The sequence below is a fragment of the Methylobacillus flagellatus KT genome (genome assembly GCF_000013705.1).
Classification (GTDB): Bacteria; Pseudomonadota; Gammaproteobacteria; order Burkholderiales; family Methylophilaceae; genus Methylobacillus; species Methylobacillus flagellatus.
In genome coordinates, this window is record NC_007947.1 from 353,668 (window position 1) to 372,192 (window position 18,525).

Consider the following 18,525-nt stretch of genomic DNA (forward strand, 5'->3'; position numbering starts at 1 on the left):
GTCAGGATTTGACGGCGCGGTAGCCGATGTCGGTGCGGAACTGCATGCCATCAAACTTGATCCCCTCCGCAACCTTATAGGCTTGGGATTGGGCATACTTCACGGTTTCTCCCAGCGCCGCCACGCACAGCACGCGGCCACCGCTGGTCACGACCTTGTCGTCCTTGATGGCGCTGCCGGCATGGAATACATAAGCATCAACCAGGTCTTTCGGCAGGCCGGTGATCTCATCGCCCAGGCGCGGGGTATCGGGATAGTTAGCGGATGCCAGCACCACGCCCAGTGCGCAACGGCGATCCCAGTCTGCCTGGGTTTCGTTTAATGTGCCATCGACGGCATGCTCCAGCAGGTCCACCAGATCGCTCTTGAGGCGCAGCATGATGGGCTGGGTTTCCGGATCGCCCATGCGGCAATTGAATTCCAGCGTCTTGACGCTGCCGTCTTCGCTGATCATGAGGCCGGCATACAGGAAGCCGGTATAGGGAATGCCGTCTTTGGCCATGCCTGCCACGGTAGGATCAATGATCTCGCGCATGACCTTGGCATGAATGTCCGGCGTGACCACGGGAGCAGGGGAGTAGGCACCCATGCCGCCGGTATTCGGGCCTTGGTCACCATCCAACAGGCGCTTGTGGTCCTGGCTGGTGGCGAGCGGCAGGATGTGCTTGCCGTCAACCATGACGATGAAGCTGGCTTCCTCGCCGGTGAGGAACTCCTCGATCACCACGCGCGCGCCGGCCGCGCCGAGTTTGTTGTCGGCAAGCATGGCGTCAATCGCGGCATGTGCTTCGTCCTCATTCATGGCGACCACTACGCCTTTGCCGGCGGCCAGGCCGTCGGCCTTGATCACGATAGGCGCACCTTGCTGCTTGACATAGTCATGCGCGGCAGCGGCATCGGTGAATGTCGCGTAAGCGGCCGTAGGGATATTGTGGCGGATCATGAACGCCTTGGCGAAATCCTTGGAGCTTTCGAGCTGGGCTGCTGCCTGGGTCGGGCCGAAAATCTTCAGGCCCGCAGCACGGAATGCATCCACCACACCTTGCGACAACGGCGCTTCCGGGCCGACGACAGTCAGGCCGATCTGCTCTTGCTGCGCAAACTCGACCAGTTCAGGGACTTTGGTGATGGGCACATTGACCATATCAGGATCAAGCGCGGTGCCTGCATTGCCTGGCGCCACAAATACACGGCTGATGCGTTCGCTCTGCGCAAGCTTCCATGCCAGTGCGTGCTCACGTCCGCCGCCGCCGATTACCAAAATTTTCATCTTTACCCTTTGATTATCAATTAGCCAAACACGCTGATATTTTAACGTTTCCTGGTTTTATGTGGCTTCAACCAGCAGAGTCATTGGCACAGTGTTGCTGGCAAGGCGCACCGACGAGACAGTACAAACGAGTACGGCAAGGAGGTGCAACGCAGCCAGCGGCGTTGTGCCAGTGACGATCAATGGCGGAAGTGGCGGATATTGGTGAATATCATGACTAACCCATGTTCATCCGCCGCCGCAATCACTTCGTCGTCGCGGATGCTGCCGCCTGGCTGGATCACGCAGCTGGCACCAGCTTCCGCCAGGACATCCACGCCGTCGCGGAACGGAAAGAACGCATCGGACGCCACAGCGGAGCCTTGCAAGCTCAGGCCGGCGTTCTGCGCCTTGATCGCGGCAATTCTGGTGCTATCGACGCGGCTCATCTGGCCAGCGCCCACACCCAATGTCATGCCGTTGCCGCAGAAGACGATGGCGTTGGATTTTACGTATTTGGCGACACGCCAGGCAAACAGCAGATCTTCCAGCTGTTCCGGCGTCGGTTGCTTCTTGGTGACGACCTTGATGTCGGCCGCGCTGATTTCATGGTTATCTGCGGTCTGAATCAGTACGCCGGAACCGACGCGCTTGGTGTCATGGGAGTTGCGGCCTCGGCTCCATGGGCTGTCGCCGCCTACCGGCAAGGCGATCTTGAGCACGCGTACATTGGCCTTGGCCTTGAATACTGCCAGGGCTTCCTCGGTGTAGTCCGGTGCAATCAACACTTCGACGAACTGCTTGGAAACGGCCTCTGCTGCTGCGCCATCCAGGGTGTGGTTGAAGGCAATGATGCCGCCGAACGCGGAGGTCGGATCGGTCTGGAACGCTTTCTGGTAGGCCTCGAGCGGTGTGGCGCCCAGTGCCACGCCACAAGGATTGGCGTGCTTGACGATGACGCAGGCCGTGCTGTCGAAGCTCTTGACGCATTCCCATGCCGCGTCGGCATCGGCAATATTGTTATAGGAAAGCTCCTTGCCCTGCAATTGTTGGGCAGTCACGAGCGAGCCGGGCGCAGGATACAGGTCGCGGTAGAACGCTGCCTGCTGATGCGGGTTCTCGCCATAGCGCAGATCCTGCACCTTGACCAGGCGGCCATTGATCTGGCCGGGGAACTCGTTGCGTGTGCCGTCTGCATTAAAGGAGGAAAGGTAGTCGCTGATGGCGCCGTCATAATTGCTGATGCGGTTGAACGCGGCAACAGACAAGGCAAAGCGCGTCGCCTTGCTGGTAGCGCCACCAGTGCTGCGCATCTCGGCCAGTACTTCCTCGTATTGGGAGGCATCGGTCAATACCGCAACATCCTGCCAGTTCTTGGCAGCGGAACGTACCATGGCGGGCCCGCCGATGTCGATATTCTCGATCGCATCTTCCAGTGTGGCGTCAGGACGGGCGACAGTCGCTTCGAACGGGTAGAGGTTGACCACGATCATGTCGATATCCGGGATGCCGGCAGCTTGCATGGCGGTGACATGTTCCGGCAGGTCGCGGCGACCAAGCAGGCCACCGTGGATTTTCGGGTGCAGCGTCTTGACGCGTCCGTCCAGCATTTCCGGGAAGCCGGTGTAGTCACTGACCTCCGTGACGGGAATGCCGTTGTCGCGGAACAGCTTTGCTGTACCGCCGGTAGAGAGTATCTCCACACCGAATTCGGCAAGGGCCTTGGCAAATTCGAGAATACCGGTTTTATCAGAGACACTGATAAGCGCACGTTTGATCACAGCCATAATGAAAAGCTTTTGTCGATGAAGGTTATTGAAGATTGTATTGCTGGAGCTTCTTGCGCAGGGTATTGCGGTTGAGGCCGAGAATCTCGGCCGCCTTGCTCTGGTTGCCGCCTGCGCGGTTCAGTACGTATTCCAGCAGTGGTTTTTCCATGCATTGCAGTACCATGTCATACACCGCATGGGGAGGCTGTCCGTCGAGGTCCTTGAAGTATTCATCCAAGGCCGCGCGCACGCAACTGGCGAGATCCTGCTGGCTAGCCATTATGCTGCCATGGCCTCATCGTCAGTGGCGACGGACTCTGCCTCGTATTGCAGGCGCGCATTGCGTTGCTTGAGCTCGCCGAAGAAATCATTGATGGATTGCAGTTGCTCTTCAATGCTCTGCAATTGGTTCATGTGGTGGCGGAAGTTGGCTGATCCCACCAGGCCCTTGGTGTACCAGGAAATATGCTTGCGCGCGACGCGCATGCCGGTGAGTTCGCCGTAGAAATGGTAAAGGTCGTGGATATGCTCAAGCATGACCTGGTGGATTTCCTCGACTTCCGGCGCAGGTAGGTGCTCGCCGGTATTGAGGAAGTGTTCGGTCTCGCGGAATATCCAGGGACGGCCTTGCGCGGCACGACCGATCATCACGGCGTCGGCCTTGGTGTAGTCGAGCACGAACTTGGCCTTTTCGGGCGTGGTGATATCGCCATTGGCGATCAAGGGAATCCTGATGGCCTGCTTCACGGCGGCAATGGTGTCATATTCCGCATCGCCAGTGTAGAGGCATGCGCGCGTGCGGCCATGGATAGCGAGCGCCTGTACTCCGATGTCTTCCGCCATCCTGGCGACGGCGACGGCATTGCGGTTGTGTTTGTCCCAGCCGGTACGGATCTTGAGGGTGACGGGAACCTCTACGGCATTGACCACGGCCTTGAGGATTTGTGCGACCAGTGGCTCATCCTTGAGGAGTGCGGACCCGGCCATGACGTTGCAGATCTTCTTGGCGGGACAGCCCATGTTGATGTCGATGATTTGGGCGCCGTTGTCCACGTTGTGCTTGGCGGCTTCCGCCATCATCTTCGGGTCGGCGCCCGCGATCTGCACAGAAATCGGGTCAACCTCGCCTTCGTGATTGGCGCGGCGTAAGGTCTTGGCACTGCCATATAGGAGTGAGTTGGAGGTTACCATCTCGCTGACGGCCAAGCCTGCGCCCATTTTCTTGCACAGCACGCGGAAAGGCCGGTCGGTTACGCCTGCCATCGGGGCGACCACCAGATTGTTCTTCAGCTTATAAGGACCGATCTGCACCTGACTATAACCGTATCAATGACATGGAAAAGCTGCCTATTTTATATGCAAACGCTGACGGAACAAAGCACATATTGCGAGAGCCCGGGAGCGGAAACAGCGTGTGCGGGTAGGGTTAGGCAATGTTTTACTTTAAGTTGTCCGCGTAACCCCATGGATAATTTTATATACGGATTTGTATGTCCCGGATGCATGGCGTCACCTTCAGCTTAGCCGGAACAAGGCAACCGCCCTGCTCAATTGCTGGGCCTGCTCATCCAGCGAATGGGCGGCAGCCATCGCCTGCTCTACCAAGGCGGCGTTTTGTTGTGTCGCTTCGTCCATCGTGGCGATGGCAATGTTGATCTGCTGGATACCACTGTGCTGTTCCTCCGAGGCATGGGCGATCTCGCGCATGATGCCGGAGACGCGCTGTATCGCAGTGACGACTTCCTCTATGGCATGGCCAGCATCAGAGACCTGTTCCGAGCCTTGCCCGATCTTGGCGATCGCCCCGTCGATCAGTTGCTTGATTTCCTTGGCGGCACTGGCGCTGCGCTGTGCCAGATGACGCACCTCCTGCGTTACTACGGCAAAGCCGCGGCCCTGCTCGCCGGCGTTGGCAGCCTCCACTGCGGCGTTGAGCGCCAGGATATTGGTCTGGAAGGCAATACCCTCGATCACATTGGTAATCTCCGACATCTTGCGTGACTCGTCCGATATCTGCTGCATCGTGTTCACGGCCCCGGTCACGCTGTTGCTGGCGTGCTCGGCGGTATTGCAGGCCGTGGCGGCGAGTTCGTTGGCCATTCTCGCGTTGTCAGCGTTCTGGCCCACGGTGGAGGTGAGCTCTTCTATGCTGGCGGCGGTTTCCTCCAGCGATGCTGCCTGGTTTTCTGTCCTCTGTGACAGGTCGGTGTTACCGAGTGCGATCTCTGAAGACGCGTTGGAAACGTACTCGCTACTGGTGCGGATATCGCTCACCATATCGCGCAGTTTTTCCTGCATGACCTTCATTGCGTGCAGCATACTGAAGTTGTCGCCCGGCTTGAGAGTGACCCGGGAGGTCAGGTCGCCGCTGGCAATATGGCTGGCCAGGTTGGCGGCATCGCCGGGTTCGCCGCCGATCGGGCGGATCACCATGCGGTCTATCAGGTAGCCCAGGGCCAGCGAAACCACGACGACGCTCAGCAAGCCGATGACGATGGCCGTATTGCGCAGGTTGTACACGCCCTCGAGGATCTTATCCTCCGGGATGGCGACGGCGAAAGACCACGGCGTCTTGCTTTGGGCAATCTCGATCGGATGGTAGATCCTCAAGACCGTGGCATTCGACGCCCCGTCCCAGGCGCTGTCCTGATAGGGCTGCCCGGAAGTGACTGCCTGCCTGATCTTGTCCCAGGCGCCGCCGGCGGGCAGGGGTTTGCCGACATTGCCCGCCTCGCGGTCGCCAATGTAACTGCCCTGGTTGGAAACCAGGCTGGCATACCCGGTGGAAAACGGCTTGATGTTGGCAATGCGTTGCTGGAACGCCGAGAGCAACATATCTACACCGGCAACGCCGACAACCGCGCTCTTGTAACGGATTGGCACCACCATGCTGGTAATCAATATTTTCTTGCCGCCGATCTCGTATTCGTAAGGCTCAAGTAATGTCTCCTCACCACTGTCCCGGGCCAGAAGATAGTAGTTGCCCGCGCCGGGGACGGTATAGTCGGCTAGCGCTTCCACTGCCACCTGACCGCTACTGCGATTCCAGTAGGGCAGGTAGCGGCCTGTGGCATCGGTGCCAGGCTGGTTGACGAATTCCTTATCGCGCCCGTCGAATGCATTGGGTTCCCAGATGGTCCATACACCGACAAAGCCCGGATTGCCTTCCAGCACCCGCTTTAGCATGCTGTCGGCAAGCTGGCGGCTTGCCAGCCCGTCGTGGCGAAGCCCTTCGAGGGATTGCGCCAGGGTGCGGGCGGCATCGAAAGCGCTGTCTATCTCGGCCTTGGTTTCGTTGGCGTATTGCTTCGACAATGCGCGGGCATACTCGAGCGCCGATGCCTGCTGCAAGTGCGATGCTTTGTAAGTCAGTACTGCGATGGTGAGGCCGAAGCCTGCGAGGATCATGGCGATGACGATCAGCAGGACCTTGCTGCGCAAGGTGAGATGGTGAAGAGCAAACATGTGGTTAAAGGCTTAAAAAAATACGGTGTGAGCCTTAAGCAAATAGTGTTCCCCTGAGCTGGCCGACCGGAGGTGCTCCCGAATGCCGGTTATTGCTGAAAGGCACTGCAGCCCGGGTGACGCATGCGACGGCGCTATGCGCCTATGCACCAAGAGTGAGAATCGGTATGCGCAATGATCAATCTTGGTGCATAGTCTTGTCTAAGAGGCGCATGATGTCCCATGCATTGGCGGTGGCGCCGCCGCGCGCTGTATTGTCGAAGATGCACCAAGCCGGCCCGATCGATGCTTGCAGCGTATGCGCAAGCTGCCTCAAATATGCTTCGGGGTAGGACGAGTAATAGATTTCCGGCGCGCCATGCAGCCGGTAATAGCTGAAGCCAGTGTCGCCGCCTGGCGTTCCGGCAGTAGGAAACTTGGCTGGGTCAGCTGCCACGCGTGCCAGCCTGAAATCCTGCAATAGCTTTTCCCCCTGCATTGAAAACCAGCTTGCATGGCGCGGTTCGCAGGCTGCCACGCCGGCGTAATGCTGGCGCAGCAATGTGAAAAACGCCTGTGCGGAAGGCACGTCCAGCGCCAGGCTGGGCGGCAGCTGGACCAGGATGCCGCCCAGCTTGTAGCCTAGCCCGGAGATTTCCTCCAGAAAGCGCAGCAGGCTATCTTCGCACTCGAGCAGCCGGCGCTGATGGGTGATTTCCCGGGGCGTCTTGACCCAGAAGCGAAAGCTGTCCGGCACCGTATCCGCCCAGCGCACATAGGTCTTGTGTTGGTGCGGGCGGTAGAAGGACGAGTCGATCTCGACGGTGTCGAACAGCCGCGCATAGCGCTCGAGGTGGCCGCCGCCGGGCGGGAATAATGCGGCATGTTGCGGCGGGATTCCCCAGCCAGCACAGCCTATGCGGATCGCAGGTTTGCCTGTGACAGATAAGGGGGGCGGTGTCATGAAGTGCTCATGCATGGCTGAGGGGTGCTGTCTTGGGCATTGCACGGGGACATTGCCGGCAAGCACTGATATCTGGATTCAATATTCAGCCCGCATACTCGATATCTTCCCTGTATCCTGCATAGGCCTGGTGGTATTCCATGATGCGGGCGACTTCCGCGATGAAGTTTTCATCATAGCCGGCCCGGCGCAGCAAATGCAGCCCAACCTCCATACCTGCGGCTATGCCGCCGCCGGTCACGATCCGGCCGCTGTCCACCACGCGGGCGCGGCTGATCCTGCATTGCGGGGCAAGTGCCGCCAGTCGATCTATGGGGACCATGCCGGCGTTGGACTGCTCGATACGGTCAGGCTCCTTGCGGCTGGTGGCGGGAATGCCATCCAGCAATCCCATCTTGCCGTAAATCCAGGAACCCGTGCAGACACTGGTCAGCAGTGTCTGCTCGGGCAGCGAACGGATATAGTCGTGCAGGCGCTTGTTGTGCATTTCCTGCCGGGTGCCGAAGCCCCCAGGGATCAGGAGGGCATCCATGGCGGGATTGTCGGCAAAGCTGTAGTTGGGCAGTACAGTGAACCCGGCCTGGGTCTGCACCGGGCGCAGGCTATCGGCGATCAGGAAGGCGTCGAGCTCTGGGTCGAGGCGGCGCGCCACGGAGAACACGCCGTGCGGGGCGGCATAATCGATGATTTCCGCGTCCTTGAATACATAGATGCCAAGGCGGAACCCGGCAGTTTTCGTGTTGGTTTTGGTTGGTAGTGACATGTTAGGTTCTCCTATCAGTGGGGGAAACGGCCTGCAGCAACATGGTGGCCAGCTGGCGGGCCTGGATCGCGGCCTGGCTGCCTGGCGTGACGAGTTCGGTGGCGATGGCGCCTTCCATCAACAAGGCGAAATAGCGCGTCTGAGTTGAAGGCTGCGGCAATCGGGCGGCAATGCAGAGCGTGAGGATATAGTCGGCCAGCCGCTGTTTGTGTTGCGCAGCGATCAGGCGGAAATTGTGGTCGGGATCGGAAAATTCGGCCGAGATGTTGATGAAGGCGCAGCCGTGGAAGCCGGGTTCCTCGAACCAGGATTGCAGGAAATCGAACAAGGCGAGCAGGGATTGTCGTGGGCTTTGCGCCTGTGCATCCACGAAGGCTTGCAGGCTATGGAGCCAACGCTGGTCGCGGAGCTTGAGGAATTCCGCGACCAGCCCATCCTTGGACTGGAAGTGCAGGTACAGACTTTGCCGGGCGACCATGGCCTCATCCTGGATGTCTTCCACCGATGTGGCATGCACCCCATTTCTGTAGAACAGCTTGCAAGCCGCCTCCAGCAGCCTTTCCCGAGCAGGGAGGGTCATCAGAGCACTCCAGTAGAATGATCGTTCTATTAGAGGCCTGCTGGCGATAGACTGTCAATCTATGCGCTTATGGCGAGGTGAGTTGCTCCAGTTGTGTGAGCCAGGCAATGGCATGGCGGTTGTCATTGCCGCACATTTCGATGTCGGGCCGCAAGGAGCGACAGACTGTCGGCCGCTCCGGCTTGCCGAATATCATGCAGCGGTTCATCGCGTCGAGCTGCACGCAGCGCTGGCCGGCTGGCTTGCCTTCCGGCATGCCGGGAATAGGACTGCTGATCGAGGGGGCAATGCAGCATGCCCCGCAGGATGGGCGGCAGTCCATGATCTAGCCTTCTATGACCGGTTGCCAGGGATGGCCTGCTTCGGCGAGGGCTGCCTGGATTTGCTGCATGGCGTTTGCGACTGCGGTAGTGTCACCCTTGATGCCAAGTTCAATGGTGCGGCGTTCGTCCAGGCGCGGCAGGCTGAACAGCTTGATGCTGGGATATTGCCGCGTGATCTTTTCCATTAGATCCAGCAATTGGCTTTCCCCAGTATCGAACACCAGGATCGAGGACTCGACAGCCTGGTGCAGGTGGAACAGGTGGGCGTAATGCGTGTCCAGTATCCACTCCGTCATCGGCCAGGCCATTTCCGGGAAGCCGGGCATGAAATAGTGCCGACCTAGCGAAAAACCGGGCACGCGGTTCACTGGGTTGGGAATCAAGGCAGCATCACGGGGGAAATCCGCCATCAATACGCGCTTGGGATAGGCGTCCTTGCCGTAGCGCGCCTCGATTTCGGCGACCGCACCCGAGTGGCGTACGATCGGCAGGTTCGCTGCTTCCGCTGCGGCCTGGCGCGTCTGGTCGTCCGGAGTGGCGCCGATGCCGCCGAAGCAGAGGACGATGTCGCTGCTGGCCATGGTGCGTTGCAATGTTGCCGTGATCTGTGCACGGTCGTCGCCAAGGTATTCCGCCCATGACAAGGCGAGCCCTCTTGCACCCAGCACCGAGATGACCTTGTTCAGGTGAGCATCCTGGCGTTTTCCCGAAAGGATTTCGTCGCCGATGATGATGGCGCCGAAGCGGGCTGGCATGGTGTTGGTCATCATGTGGATAATGATAAGGTAGCAGGCCCTAAATTTGCCGCAGATGCTGCATATGATGCAAGTTTTTGCCGTTGAATGGGTACAATGACCCGTGTGATTGATAGATACTATATTTCATGAGTAAGGTGAAAGAAGACCCGGATGACGAAATCCTCTGCTTTTGCAGTGGCGTGAAGCGTGGCAAGATCCGCGCCTTGCACCAGCAGGGGTTCGATTTGCAGGGCATTGCCGATATGACGGGTGCGTTGACCGGTTGCGGCGGATGCGAATGGGAGATCGACTATTTCCTCAAGGAACTGGACAAGGAGCAAGGCAAGTAATCCCTAGCTCACCTGCCTGAGCCGCATTGGGCGCTCGCCTTGAAGCCGCTGACGAAACGCAGCGCAGTCCTTGGCTTGCGGCGCTTGCCGCCCAGGCGCTGCCAATCGTACGACGGCAGACGGGCGCAATAAACTCAAAAAATTTCTGCCCGCCGATTTTAATGCGCGGCTTCCCAATTTTTACCTACACCCACTTCCGCCAACAACGGCACATCCAGTTTGGCGACACCCTGCATGAGTTGTGGCAGGGTTTGCTGTACCAGCTCCAGTTCCGCATCCGGCACTTCCAATACTAGTTCGTCATGTACCTGCATGATGATCTTGCTGTTCAGATTGTGCTCCCGCAGCCAGCGGTCCACGGCGATCATGGCGAGCTTGATCAGGTCAGCCGCAGTGCCTTGCATCGGGGCGTTGATCGCGGCACGCTCGGCACCCGCACGGCGCATGCCGTTGGGGCTGTTGATTTCGGGTACCCAGAGCCTACGGCCGAAAAAGGTTTCGACATATCCTTGTTCCTTGGCCAGCATGCGCGTGTTCTGCATGTATTCGCGCACGCCGGGATAGCGCGCGAAATAGCGGTCTATGTAGTTTTGCGCCGCGCCGCGCTCGATATTGAGGTTCTGGGCGAGGCCAAAGGCACTCATGCCGTAAATCAGGCCGAAATTGATCACCTTGGCATAGCGGCGCTGTTCGCTGCTGACTTCGTCGCGTGGCACGCCAAAAATCTCTGCCGCGGTGGCGCGGTGGATGTCCTCGCCCTTGGCGAATGCGGATAGCAGACCTTCATCCTGCGACAAGTGCGCCATGATGCGCAGCTCGATCTGCGAATAGTCGGCGGAAATGATGGACGCGCCTGGTGGTGCGATGAAGGCTTCGCGAATGCGCCGGCCTTCCGCGGTGCGCACCGGGATGTTCTGCAGATTGGGGTCTGAGCTGGCCAGGCGCCCGGTGATCGCCACGGCCTGGCTATAGCTGGTGTGCACGCGGCCAGTGGCGGGGTTGATCATGCGCGGCAGCTTGTCTGTGTAGGTCGACTTGAGTTTGGCGAGGCCACGGTATTCCAGCAGGACCTTGGGTAAAGGATAATCCAGCGCCAGCTCCTGCAGCACGTCTTCATCGGTGGATGGCGCGCCACTCGGGGTTTTCTTGAGTGGCTTGATGCCGAGCTTGCCGAACAGGATTTCCTGTAGCTGCTTGGGCGAGCCAAGGTTGAACGGCTGGCCTGCGATATCGTAAGCCTGCTGCTCCAGGTCGATAAGCTTTTGCCCGATTTCATGGCTCTGTGCCTGCAGCATAGCTTGGTCGATCAATACGCCGTTGCGCTCTATCGTGTAGAGAATATCGAGCAGTGGCATCTCGATCTCACGGTACACGAACGCCAGTTTGTCATCGGCCTCTATCTGGGGATACAGGGCTTGGTGTAGCTGCAACGTGATGTCGGCATCCTCGGCGGCATATTCGGCAGCGGTTTCGATGCTGATCTGGCTGAACGGTACCTGCTTGGCGCCCTTGCCGGCAATTTGCTCGTAAGTGACGGTCTGCACGCCCAGATGGCGCATGGCGAGGTCGTCCATGCCGTGGGTGCGGTGGCTTTCCAGTACGTAGGACTGCAGCAGGGTATCGTGCGTAATGCCGTTCAATGCGATGCCGTGGTTGGCAAGCACATGTTTGTCGTACTTGAGGTTCTGGCCCAGCTTGGGAATGGAGGCATCTTCCAGCATGGGCCGGAGCTGCCGCAGTGCTGCCGTGAAGTCCAGTTGTTGTGGCGCGCCGGTATAGTCGTGGGCCAGCGGTACATAGGCGGCCTTGCCTGCCTCCACCGAGAACGACATGCCAACCAACTTGGCCTGCATGGGGTCCAGGCTGGTGGTTTCTGTATCGAGTGCGACCAGGGGGGCCGACTTGAGCAGCAGCAGCCACCTGTCCAGGCTGGCCTGGTCGAGAATGGTCTCGAATTCGCGGCCAATGTGGGTTGCACTGGCACTGAACAGGTCGCCTGGTGCGGAGGAGGGGTCTATCCTGGCGGGAGCTGTGCCAGCCGTTGACGCCGCATCCAGTTCGCGCCGCCAGGTGTTGAACTCGAAACGCTCATAGAGCTCGGCTAGCTTGGCATTGTCGGCGGGCTGAGTGACCAGTTCAGTCACCATGTGTGGCAGGTCCAGTCTGCAGCGGATCTTGATGAGTTCGCGCCCGGTGGGCAGCCAGTCCAGCGCCTTGCGCAGGTTATTGCCCACCACGCCGCCGATGTTTGCGGCATTGGCTATGATGTTGTCGAGGGAGCCGTGCTGGGTAAGCCACTTCACAGCGGTCTTGGGGCCGACCTTTTCTACGCCCGGCACGTTGTCTACGCTGTCGCCGATCAGGGTCAGGTAGTCAATGATCAAGGAAGGCGGGATGCCGAACTTGGCCTCCACACCTGCTTCGTCCAGTATTTCGTTGGTCATGGTGTTGACCAGCTTGATATGTGGTGTGACGAGTTGAGCCATGTCCTTGTCGCCGGTCGAAATCACCACTTGCATGCCTTGTGCCTCGGCCTGCTGTGCAAGGCAGCCGATCACGTCGTCGGCTTCCACGCCGTCTATCATCAGCAGGGGCCAGCCCATGGCCCTGATCGCCTCATGCAGGGGTTCGATCTGCCGGGAAAGATCATCCGGCATCGGCGGGCGATGCGCCTTGTAGTCCGGGTAAATATCGTCGCGAAAGGTTTTTCCCTTCGCATCGAAGACGCAGGCGCTATAATCAGCCGGGTAGTCCTTGTGCAGTCGGCGCAGCATGTTGAGTACGCCATACATTGCGCCCGTGGGTTCGCCCGCCTTGTTGCGCAGGTCAGGCAGCGCGTGAAAAGCGCGGTAGAGGTAGGACGAACCATCGACTAATAACAATGTTTTCATTTTGAACTGGTATGGAACCTTATGTCAGCGGCTAAAAAACTCCCCAAGATCCTGGACCCCGAACTCCCCAACAAGAAGTACTCGGCACGTGAATCGTGGCGTGCGTTCGAGATTATGGCAGAATTCGTCGAGGCGACCGAGCGCATGAAGGAAATCACCCCTGCGGTTTCCATCTTCGGCAGCGCCCGTACGCCCCCCGACCATCCTTACTACAAGTTGACGGAAGAGATCGCACGGCTGCTGTCGGATGCTGGGTTCAGCGTGATTTCAGGAGGCGGTCCCGGCATCATGGAAGCAGCCAACAAGGGCGCATACAAAGGCAGGTCGCCCAGCATCGGCCTCAACATTGAATTGCCGCATGAGCAGAAAGGCAACCCCTACCAGGACATCAGCCAGAACTTCCAGCATTTCTTCATGCGCAAGGTGATGTTCGTCAAGTATGCCTCTGCCTATGTTGTCATGCCAGGCGGTTTTGGCACCCTGGATGAACTGATGGAAGCGCTCACGCTCATCCAGACTGCCAAGACGCGGAGAATTCCTCTGATATTGGTGCATGAGCCGTTCTGGCGCGGGATGCTGGCCTGGATCAAGGAAACTTTGGGCGGGGAGGGGATGATTTCGCCGGAGGATCTCGATCTGCTGCAGGTGATCGACAAGCCTCATGAAATTGTGGAGGCCATTTTCAAGCACTACGAAACCCGAGGGTTCGAACCCTCGCCTGCAGAGCAGCAGATCATGCAGTTCTACCTTTAAGTGGATCAATGTGTGGCAATGGTTGCCGATTAGGTTCGCATCTTGTTGTGAATAAGCAACAACGCCCTTTTGGCGGATGGGGCTATTTGATAGAATCACTGCATTATTCTGATGTCGAGGTTGTCATGCGTACCCTTAAATTTTTGCTGATGTTGGCGTTTCTCCTGCCGCTGATGGCCTATGCTGCGGACATCCCCGACAATCTGGAACCTTTGCCCGAGCCTCCGCCGCCGCCTGCTGGGATTGAGGGGGACATTCCCGAGCCTGAGGTGACCATCACCAAGAGGGGGGAGGATACAATAGAAGAATACCGCATCAACGGTGAGCTTTATATGATGAAGGTGACGCCCAAAGTAGGCGCACCCTACTACCTGACCAAGGAGGATTCCAATGCCGGTTGGTCCCGTAATGATGGTGTTGCGGAGCCCGTCAGCATTCCCAAATGGGTATTGTTCCGGTTCTGATTGCCAGGATCGGCAGATCGATATCTCAAGGAGAGGGGCTTGACCCTCTTCTCAACCTTCCCAGGTTTTTCAAAAGTTTTCTATGTCCGTATTCACCACCGTTTCATTCGAGCAGATGCAGCAATGGCTCAAGGGCTATGACCTGGGCGAGCTGCTTGACCTGCAAGGGATCGCGTCAGGCATCACCAACACCAATTATTTCGTTACTACCGATAACGGCCGCTATGTGCTGACCTTGTTTGAGGAGCACAGTGCGGAAGAGTTGCCCAACTTCCTCGATCTGATGACTCACTTGGCCGAGCGTGGCATCCCGTGTCCGCATCCGGTCAAGAACAATGCAGGCCGCGCGCTGGGCGAGCTGAACGGCAAGCCCGCCGCCCTCGTCAGTTGCCTTGCAGGCAGGTCGCTGGACAACCCCATGCCTCAGCATTGTGCCGCGATTGGCGAGGTGCTGGCGCGCATGCATATTGCAGGGGCATCATTCAAGGCAGGCATGAGCAACCTGCGAGGCCAGGAATGGCGTATCGCCACGGCAGCCAAAGTGGCGCCTTTCCTGGATGAGGAAAACCACCGTATGCTGGACGCGCAACTCGAGTTCGAGCGGACGTTCGATACCCGTCGGCTGCCACGTGGCGTGATTCACGCAGACCTGTTTCGCGACAACGTGCTGATGGACGGTGACAAGGTCGGTGGCGTCATTGACTTCTATTACGCCTGCCATGATGCACTGTTATACGATATCGCGATTGCGGTGAACGACTGGTGCGTGAATGCCGACTGTACGCTGGACGCAGTGCGGGTGCGGGCCTTTCTCGATGCCTATCATGCCATCCGCCCGCTGACAGGCGAAGAGCATGCCGCCTGGCCTGGCATGTTGCGTGTTGCCGCTATGCGTTTTTGGCTGTCGCGCCTCAATGACCTGTATTTTCCCCAGGCAGGAGAACTGACGCATGCCAAGGATCCCGCCTATTTCGAGCGCATCCTTAAGCACAGTATTGCCGCACGCGAGCAAATACTGGCAGTTTGGGTCAATGCACATTAATCTCTCTATGTCTGGCTATCACATGAATATGCCGGCGCCAGGGTGCCGGTTGCTTTAAGGAGCAATATGCAAGTTCAACCAACCATTCTTGGGCAAGTGAATGCCTGGGTGCGCGACATACTCGCCTTGTTCCGCCAGAAGCCGGGCAAATGGATGCTGCTTGGCCTGGCGCACGTCTTCTTCTTTGCCATGCTGCCTGGCCTCATCGGCCTGAAATTTGTTTCTTTCCTCTTATTGCCTGCTTTTCTGGCTTTGGCAGTCGGGTTCTATCGCGATGCCGATATTGGCCGCGAAAGCGACTTGGGTGATCTGCTCAATGAAATCAAGCCCAGCTTCAGGAAGCTGCTGGGCCTGGGTGCCATCTGTGTAGCCTATGTGCTGCTCATCAACCTCCTGACCGCAGAAGATGCCATGCAGCTCGAAGCCATGGCCCGGAATGAAGAGAACCCGGAACAGGTGCTGGAGCAGTCCTTTCCCATCTTGGTCAAGTTGATGCTGCTGCTGACGCCATTGGTGTTGGTGATTTGGTTTGCCCCGGCATTGGTGGCTTACCAAGAGTATTCAGTGGGGCGTGCCATCAAGTCCAGCTTGGCTGCCTTCATTCAGTACCTGCTGCCATTATTGCTGACATGGGTAGCCGTGACATTAATCATCATGTTGAGCATGACACTGGCGGGCGTGCTGGTGGGGATGATGTCAGCGGCCTCCAAGACCATGGGCGGCTTTCTGATGCTGGTGCTGGTGTTTGCCTGCATGCTGTTTGCCAGCGCGTTGATGCTGGCATTCCAGTATGTCAGCAATCGCGACATTTTCAAGATGCCGCGGCCTGGACGTGTTGAACTGCTATAGCGGTTCCAGCTTGGCGTATTCCAGCGCCAGCCATTTCAGCCCTTCACGCCCAAAGTTGACCTGTACGCGCAGATCATTGGCATTGCCTTCGTAATTGACCACTACGCCCTGGCCAAATTTGCTGTGGGCAACGGCCTGCCCGATTTTCCACGGCATGCTGGCTTGAGGGCGCGCAGCTGGAGCTGGAGCAGCGGCCGGGTATTGGCTGGTGCTGCCATAGGATTTGTTCGAGACAGTGTTCAGGCGCTTGACCAACGCTTCCGGGATTTCATCCAGGAAGCGTGACGGGATGCCGTAGCGCACCTGCCCATGCAGCATGCGGCTCTGTGCAAAACTGAGATACAACCGCTGGCGCGCACGGGTCACGGCTACGTACATGAGGCGACGCTCTTCTTCCAGGCCATTGGACTCGTAACTGCTCTGCTCGTGCGGAAATAGGCCCTCCTCGAGCCCACTGATGAAAACGGTATGAAACTCCAGGCCCTTGGCGGCATGCACAGTCATTAACTGCAGCGCGTCGCGGCCGACATCTGCCTGGTGTTCGCCAGCCTCCAGGCTGGCGTGGGCAAGGAATTGCGCAAGCATGGACATGGCGACTTCGCCGTTCTCATCCACTGGCATGCCGATATCCTGGTTCATGAAGGCAATGGCGGCATTGACCAGCTCATCCAGGTTGGCAAGGCGGTCTTCGCCTTCCTTATCCGCAGCATAATGATCCCGTAAGCCGGAAAGCCTGGTGGCGAGCTCCACCTGCTCAGCAAGTGTCAGGCCGATGGATTCTTCCTGCATTTGCTTGACCAGCGCGACAAAACCTTCCAGGCCACGGCCTGGGCGGCCATCACCCGCCTTGGCACAGGCGGCCTGCCAAAGGCTGCTGTCCTGTTGGCGGGCCAGTTCCTGCAATTGTTCCAGGCTGCGCGCACCGATACCGCGAGTGGGGAAATTGATGACACGTAACAGGGCAGTATCATCATCGCCGTTGGCGATCAGGCGTAAATAGGCGAGTGCATGCTTGACTTCCGCCCGCTCGAAAAAGCGTAATCCGCCATAGACGCGGTAAGGCAGTCCTGCTGAGAACAATTCATGCTCCAGGATGCGGGACTGGGCATTGGAACGATAAAGCAGGGCGATCTGGCTGAGTTCTATGCCTTCCTTATGCAAAGCCTTGATCTCATCAACGATGAACACCGCCTCATCCTTGTCGTTGTAGCCTTCGTAAATGCGGATAGGTTCGCCCTTGCCTGCAGATGTCCAGAGATTCTTTCCCAGCCGGTTGCGGTTATGCATGATGATGGCATTCGCTGCGTCCAGGATATTGCTGTGGGAGCGATAGTTCTGCTCCAGCTTCACGACGTTCTGCACATTGAAATCATGCTCGAAGTCGCGCATATTGCCCACCCGCGCGCCGCGGAAGGCATAGATGGACTGGTCGTCATCACCGACGGCAAAGATGCAGTTGTTCGTGCCGGCGAGTAGCTTCAGCCACAGGTATTGCAGGCGGTTGGTGTCCTGGAATTCGTCCACCAGGATGTACTTGAAGCGCTGCTGGTAATGTTCGCGAATGCTTTTGTTGCTGCTCAATAATTCATAGCAGCGCAGCAGCAGTTCCGCGAAATCCACCACACCTTCGCGCTGGCATTGCTTGTCGTATTCTTCGAAGATTTCGCGCATGCGTTGCGAATGGCTGTCATAGGCATCTACTGCATAGGCGCGCAGGCCTTCCTCCTTGCAGCTGTTGATATAGCCCAGCACCTGTTTGGGTGGAAACTTCTCGTCATCGATATTCATCGCTTTCATGACGCGCTTGATCGCAGAAAGCTGGTCTGCCGTGTCCAGTATCTGGAATGTGGGGGGCAGTTCCGCTTCACGATGGTGCGCCCTCAGCAGGCGGTTGCATAAACCATGGAAGGTTCCGGCCCACATGCCGCGGATGTTGATAGGCAGCATCGCACCCAGTCGGGTCAGCATTTCCTTGGCGGCTTTGTTGGTGAACGTTACGGAAAGAATGCCGTGCGGTGAGACTTGTCCAGTTTGGATCAGCCAGGCAATGCGCGTGGTGAGCACGCGGGTCTTGCCGCTGCCGGCGCCAGCCAGGATGAGTGCGGATTGGTGCGGAAGGGTGACGGCTTCGAGTTGCTTTTCATTGAGGCCGTCGAGCAAGGTGGTGGTTGGGTTCGTCATAGCCTGCATTATCGCAGGTGAAAGCAGCGAAGAGAACCGCAGTCGTGACGCTGCAGACGGGCCTTTTTAGTGCATAATTGTAAACAGATGTAAAAAATGCACTTTGAGTGAACTATCCTGCCAAGGCCCGGTCTTATTTTCCAGACGACGCACTCGTCTCCCGCTT

The 18,525-nt window shown here is 58.1% G+C and carries 17 protein-coding genes; 5 read left to right on the plus strand and 12 right to left on the minus strand.

Translation table 11 applies throughout. The features are described 5' to 3' along the window. Window position 1: 1 nt before the first annotated feature. From purD to MFLA_RS01835, 10 genes are all read right to left on the minus strand, one after another. Window positions 2-1,270, minus strand: a complete 1,269-nt coding sequence (gene purD, locus MFLA_RS01790) for a phosphoribosylamine--glycine ligase (RefSeq protein WP_011478716.1) — start codon at window positions 1,268-1,270, stop codon at window positions 2-4. A gap of 179 nt (window positions 1,271-1,449) precedes the next feature. Next, window positions 1,450-3,036 (minus strand): bifunctional phosphoribosylaminoimidazolecarboxamide formyltransferase/IMP cyclohydrolase, encoded by a 1,587-nt coding sequence (purH, locus tag MFLA_RS01795; protein WP_011478717.1) that lies wholly within the window; start codon window positions 3,034-3,036, stop codon window positions 1,450-1,452. A gap of 25 nt (window positions 3,037-3,061) precedes the next feature. Further along, window positions 3,062-3,298 carry a Fis family transcriptional regulator gene (locus MFLA_RS01800; protein ID WP_011478718.1) on the minus strand — a complete coding sequence of 79 codons (237 nt, stop codon included), beginning with the start codon at window positions 3,296-3,298 and terminating at the stop codon, window positions 3,062-3,064. Continuing rightward, window positions 3,298-4,329: a tRNA dihydrouridine synthase DusB gene (gene dusB / locus MFLA_RS01805; RefSeq protein ID WP_011478719.1), complete on the minus strand. Its 1,032-nt coding sequence runs from the start codon at window positions 4,327-4,329 to the stop codon at window positions 3,298-3,300. Before dusB ends, MFLA_RS01800 begins: the two co-directional genes overlap by 1 nt. A gap of 204 nt (window positions 4,330-4,533) precedes the next feature. Continuing rightward, window positions 4,534-6,483: a methyl-accepting chemotaxis protein gene (locus MFLA_RS01810; RefSeq protein ID WP_011478720.1), complete on the minus strand. Its 1,950-nt coding sequence runs from the start codon at window positions 6,481-6,483 to the stop codon at window positions 4,534-4,536. Window positions 6,484-6,661: 178 nt separating this feature from the next. Further along, window positions 6,662-7,426, minus strand: coding sequence for a DUF72 domain-containing protein (locus MFLA_RS01815; protein WP_195742044.1), 765 nt, complete (start codon window positions 7,424-7,426; stop codon window positions 6,662-6,664). Window positions 7,427-7,511: 85 nt separating this feature from the next. After that, window positions 7,512-8,189 carry a DJ-1/PfpI family protein gene (locus MFLA_RS01820; RefSeq protein WP_011478722.1) on the minus strand — a complete coding sequence of 226 codons (678 nt, stop codon included), beginning with the start codon at window positions 8,187-8,189 and terminating at the stop codon, window positions 7,512-7,514. A 1-nt stretch (window position 8,190) separates the two neighbouring features. Further along, window positions 8,191-8,769, minus strand: a complete 579-nt coding sequence (locus MFLA_RS01825; RefSeq protein WP_011478723.1) for a TetR/AcrR family transcriptional regulator — start codon at window positions 8,767-8,769, stop codon at window positions 8,191-8,193. 67 nt (window positions 8,770-8,836) lie between these two features. Then, window positions 8,837-9,091 carry a YkgJ family cysteine cluster protein gene (locus MFLA_RS14255; RefSeq protein WP_011478724.1) on the minus strand — a complete coding sequence of 85 codons (255 nt, stop codon included), beginning with the start codon at window positions 9,089-9,091 and terminating at the stop codon, window positions 8,837-8,839. A gap of 3 nt (window positions 9,092-9,094) precedes the next feature. After that, complete coding sequence (locus MFLA_RS01835; RefSeq protein ID WP_011478725.1) at window positions 9,095-9,862, minus strand: competence/damage-inducible protein A; 768 nt, start codon at window positions 9,860-9,862, stop codon at window positions 9,095-9,097. Between the two features lie 113 nt (window positions 9,863-9,975). Here MFLA_RS01835 and MFLA_RS01840 point away from each other — a divergent pair, with 113 nt between their 5' ends. Further along, on the plus strand, window positions 9,976-10,179 hold the full coding sequence (locus tag MFLA_RS01840; protein ID WP_048811492.1) for a (2Fe-2S)-binding protein: 204 nt from the start codon (window positions 9,976-9,978) through the stop codon (window positions 10,177-10,179). Between the two features lie 158 nt (window positions 10,180-10,337). Here MFLA_RS01840 and polA read toward each other — a convergent pair whose 3' ends face one another. Beyond that, complete coding sequence (polA, locus tag MFLA_RS01845) at window positions 10,338-13,070, minus strand: DNA polymerase I (protein ID WP_011478726.1); 2,733 nt, start codon at window positions 13,068-13,070, stop codon at window positions 10,338-10,340. A 21-nt stretch (window positions 13,071-13,091) separates the two neighbouring features. Between polA and MFLA_RS01850 the strand changes: the two genes are divergently transcribed. The 4 genes from MFLA_RS01850 to MFLA_RS01865 all read left to right on the plus strand — a co-directional run bounded on the left by MFLA_RS01850 (window position 13,092) and on the right by MFLA_RS01865 (window position 16,178). Beyond that, entirely contained in the window at window positions 13,092-13,823 is a 732-nt protein-coding gene (locus MFLA_RS01850; protein ID WP_011478727.1) for a TIGR00730 family Rossman fold protein, read from the plus strand. A gap of 125 nt (window positions 13,824-13,948) precedes the next feature. Further along, on the plus strand, window positions 13,949-14,287 hold the full coding sequence (locus MFLA_RS01855) for a DUF2782 domain-containing protein (protein ID WP_048811807.1): 339 nt from the start codon (window positions 13,949-13,951) through the stop codon (window positions 14,285-14,287). 82 nt (window positions 14,288-14,369) lie between these two features. Next, window positions 14,370-15,329 carry a homoserine kinase gene (thrB, locus tag MFLA_RS01860; protein WP_011478729.1) on the plus strand — a complete coding sequence of 320 codons (960 nt, stop codon included), beginning with the start codon at window positions 14,370-14,372 and terminating at the stop codon, window positions 15,327-15,329. A 66-nt stretch (window positions 15,330-15,395) separates the two neighbouring features. After that, complete coding sequence (locus MFLA_RS01865) at window positions 15,396-16,178, plus strand: BPSS1780 family membrane protein (RefSeq protein WP_011478730.1); 783 nt, start codon at window positions 15,396-15,398, stop codon at window positions 16,176-16,178. Here the strand turns inward: MFLA_RS01865 and uvrD are convergent. Further along, window positions 16,173-18,368, minus strand: a complete 2,196-nt coding sequence (uvrD, locus tag MFLA_RS01870; RefSeq protein ID WP_011478731.1) for a DNA helicase II — start codon at window positions 18,366-18,368, stop codon at window positions 16,173-16,175. The genes MFLA_RS01865 and uvrD overlap by 6 nt on opposite strands. Window positions 18,369-18,525: the final 157 nt, after the last annotated feature.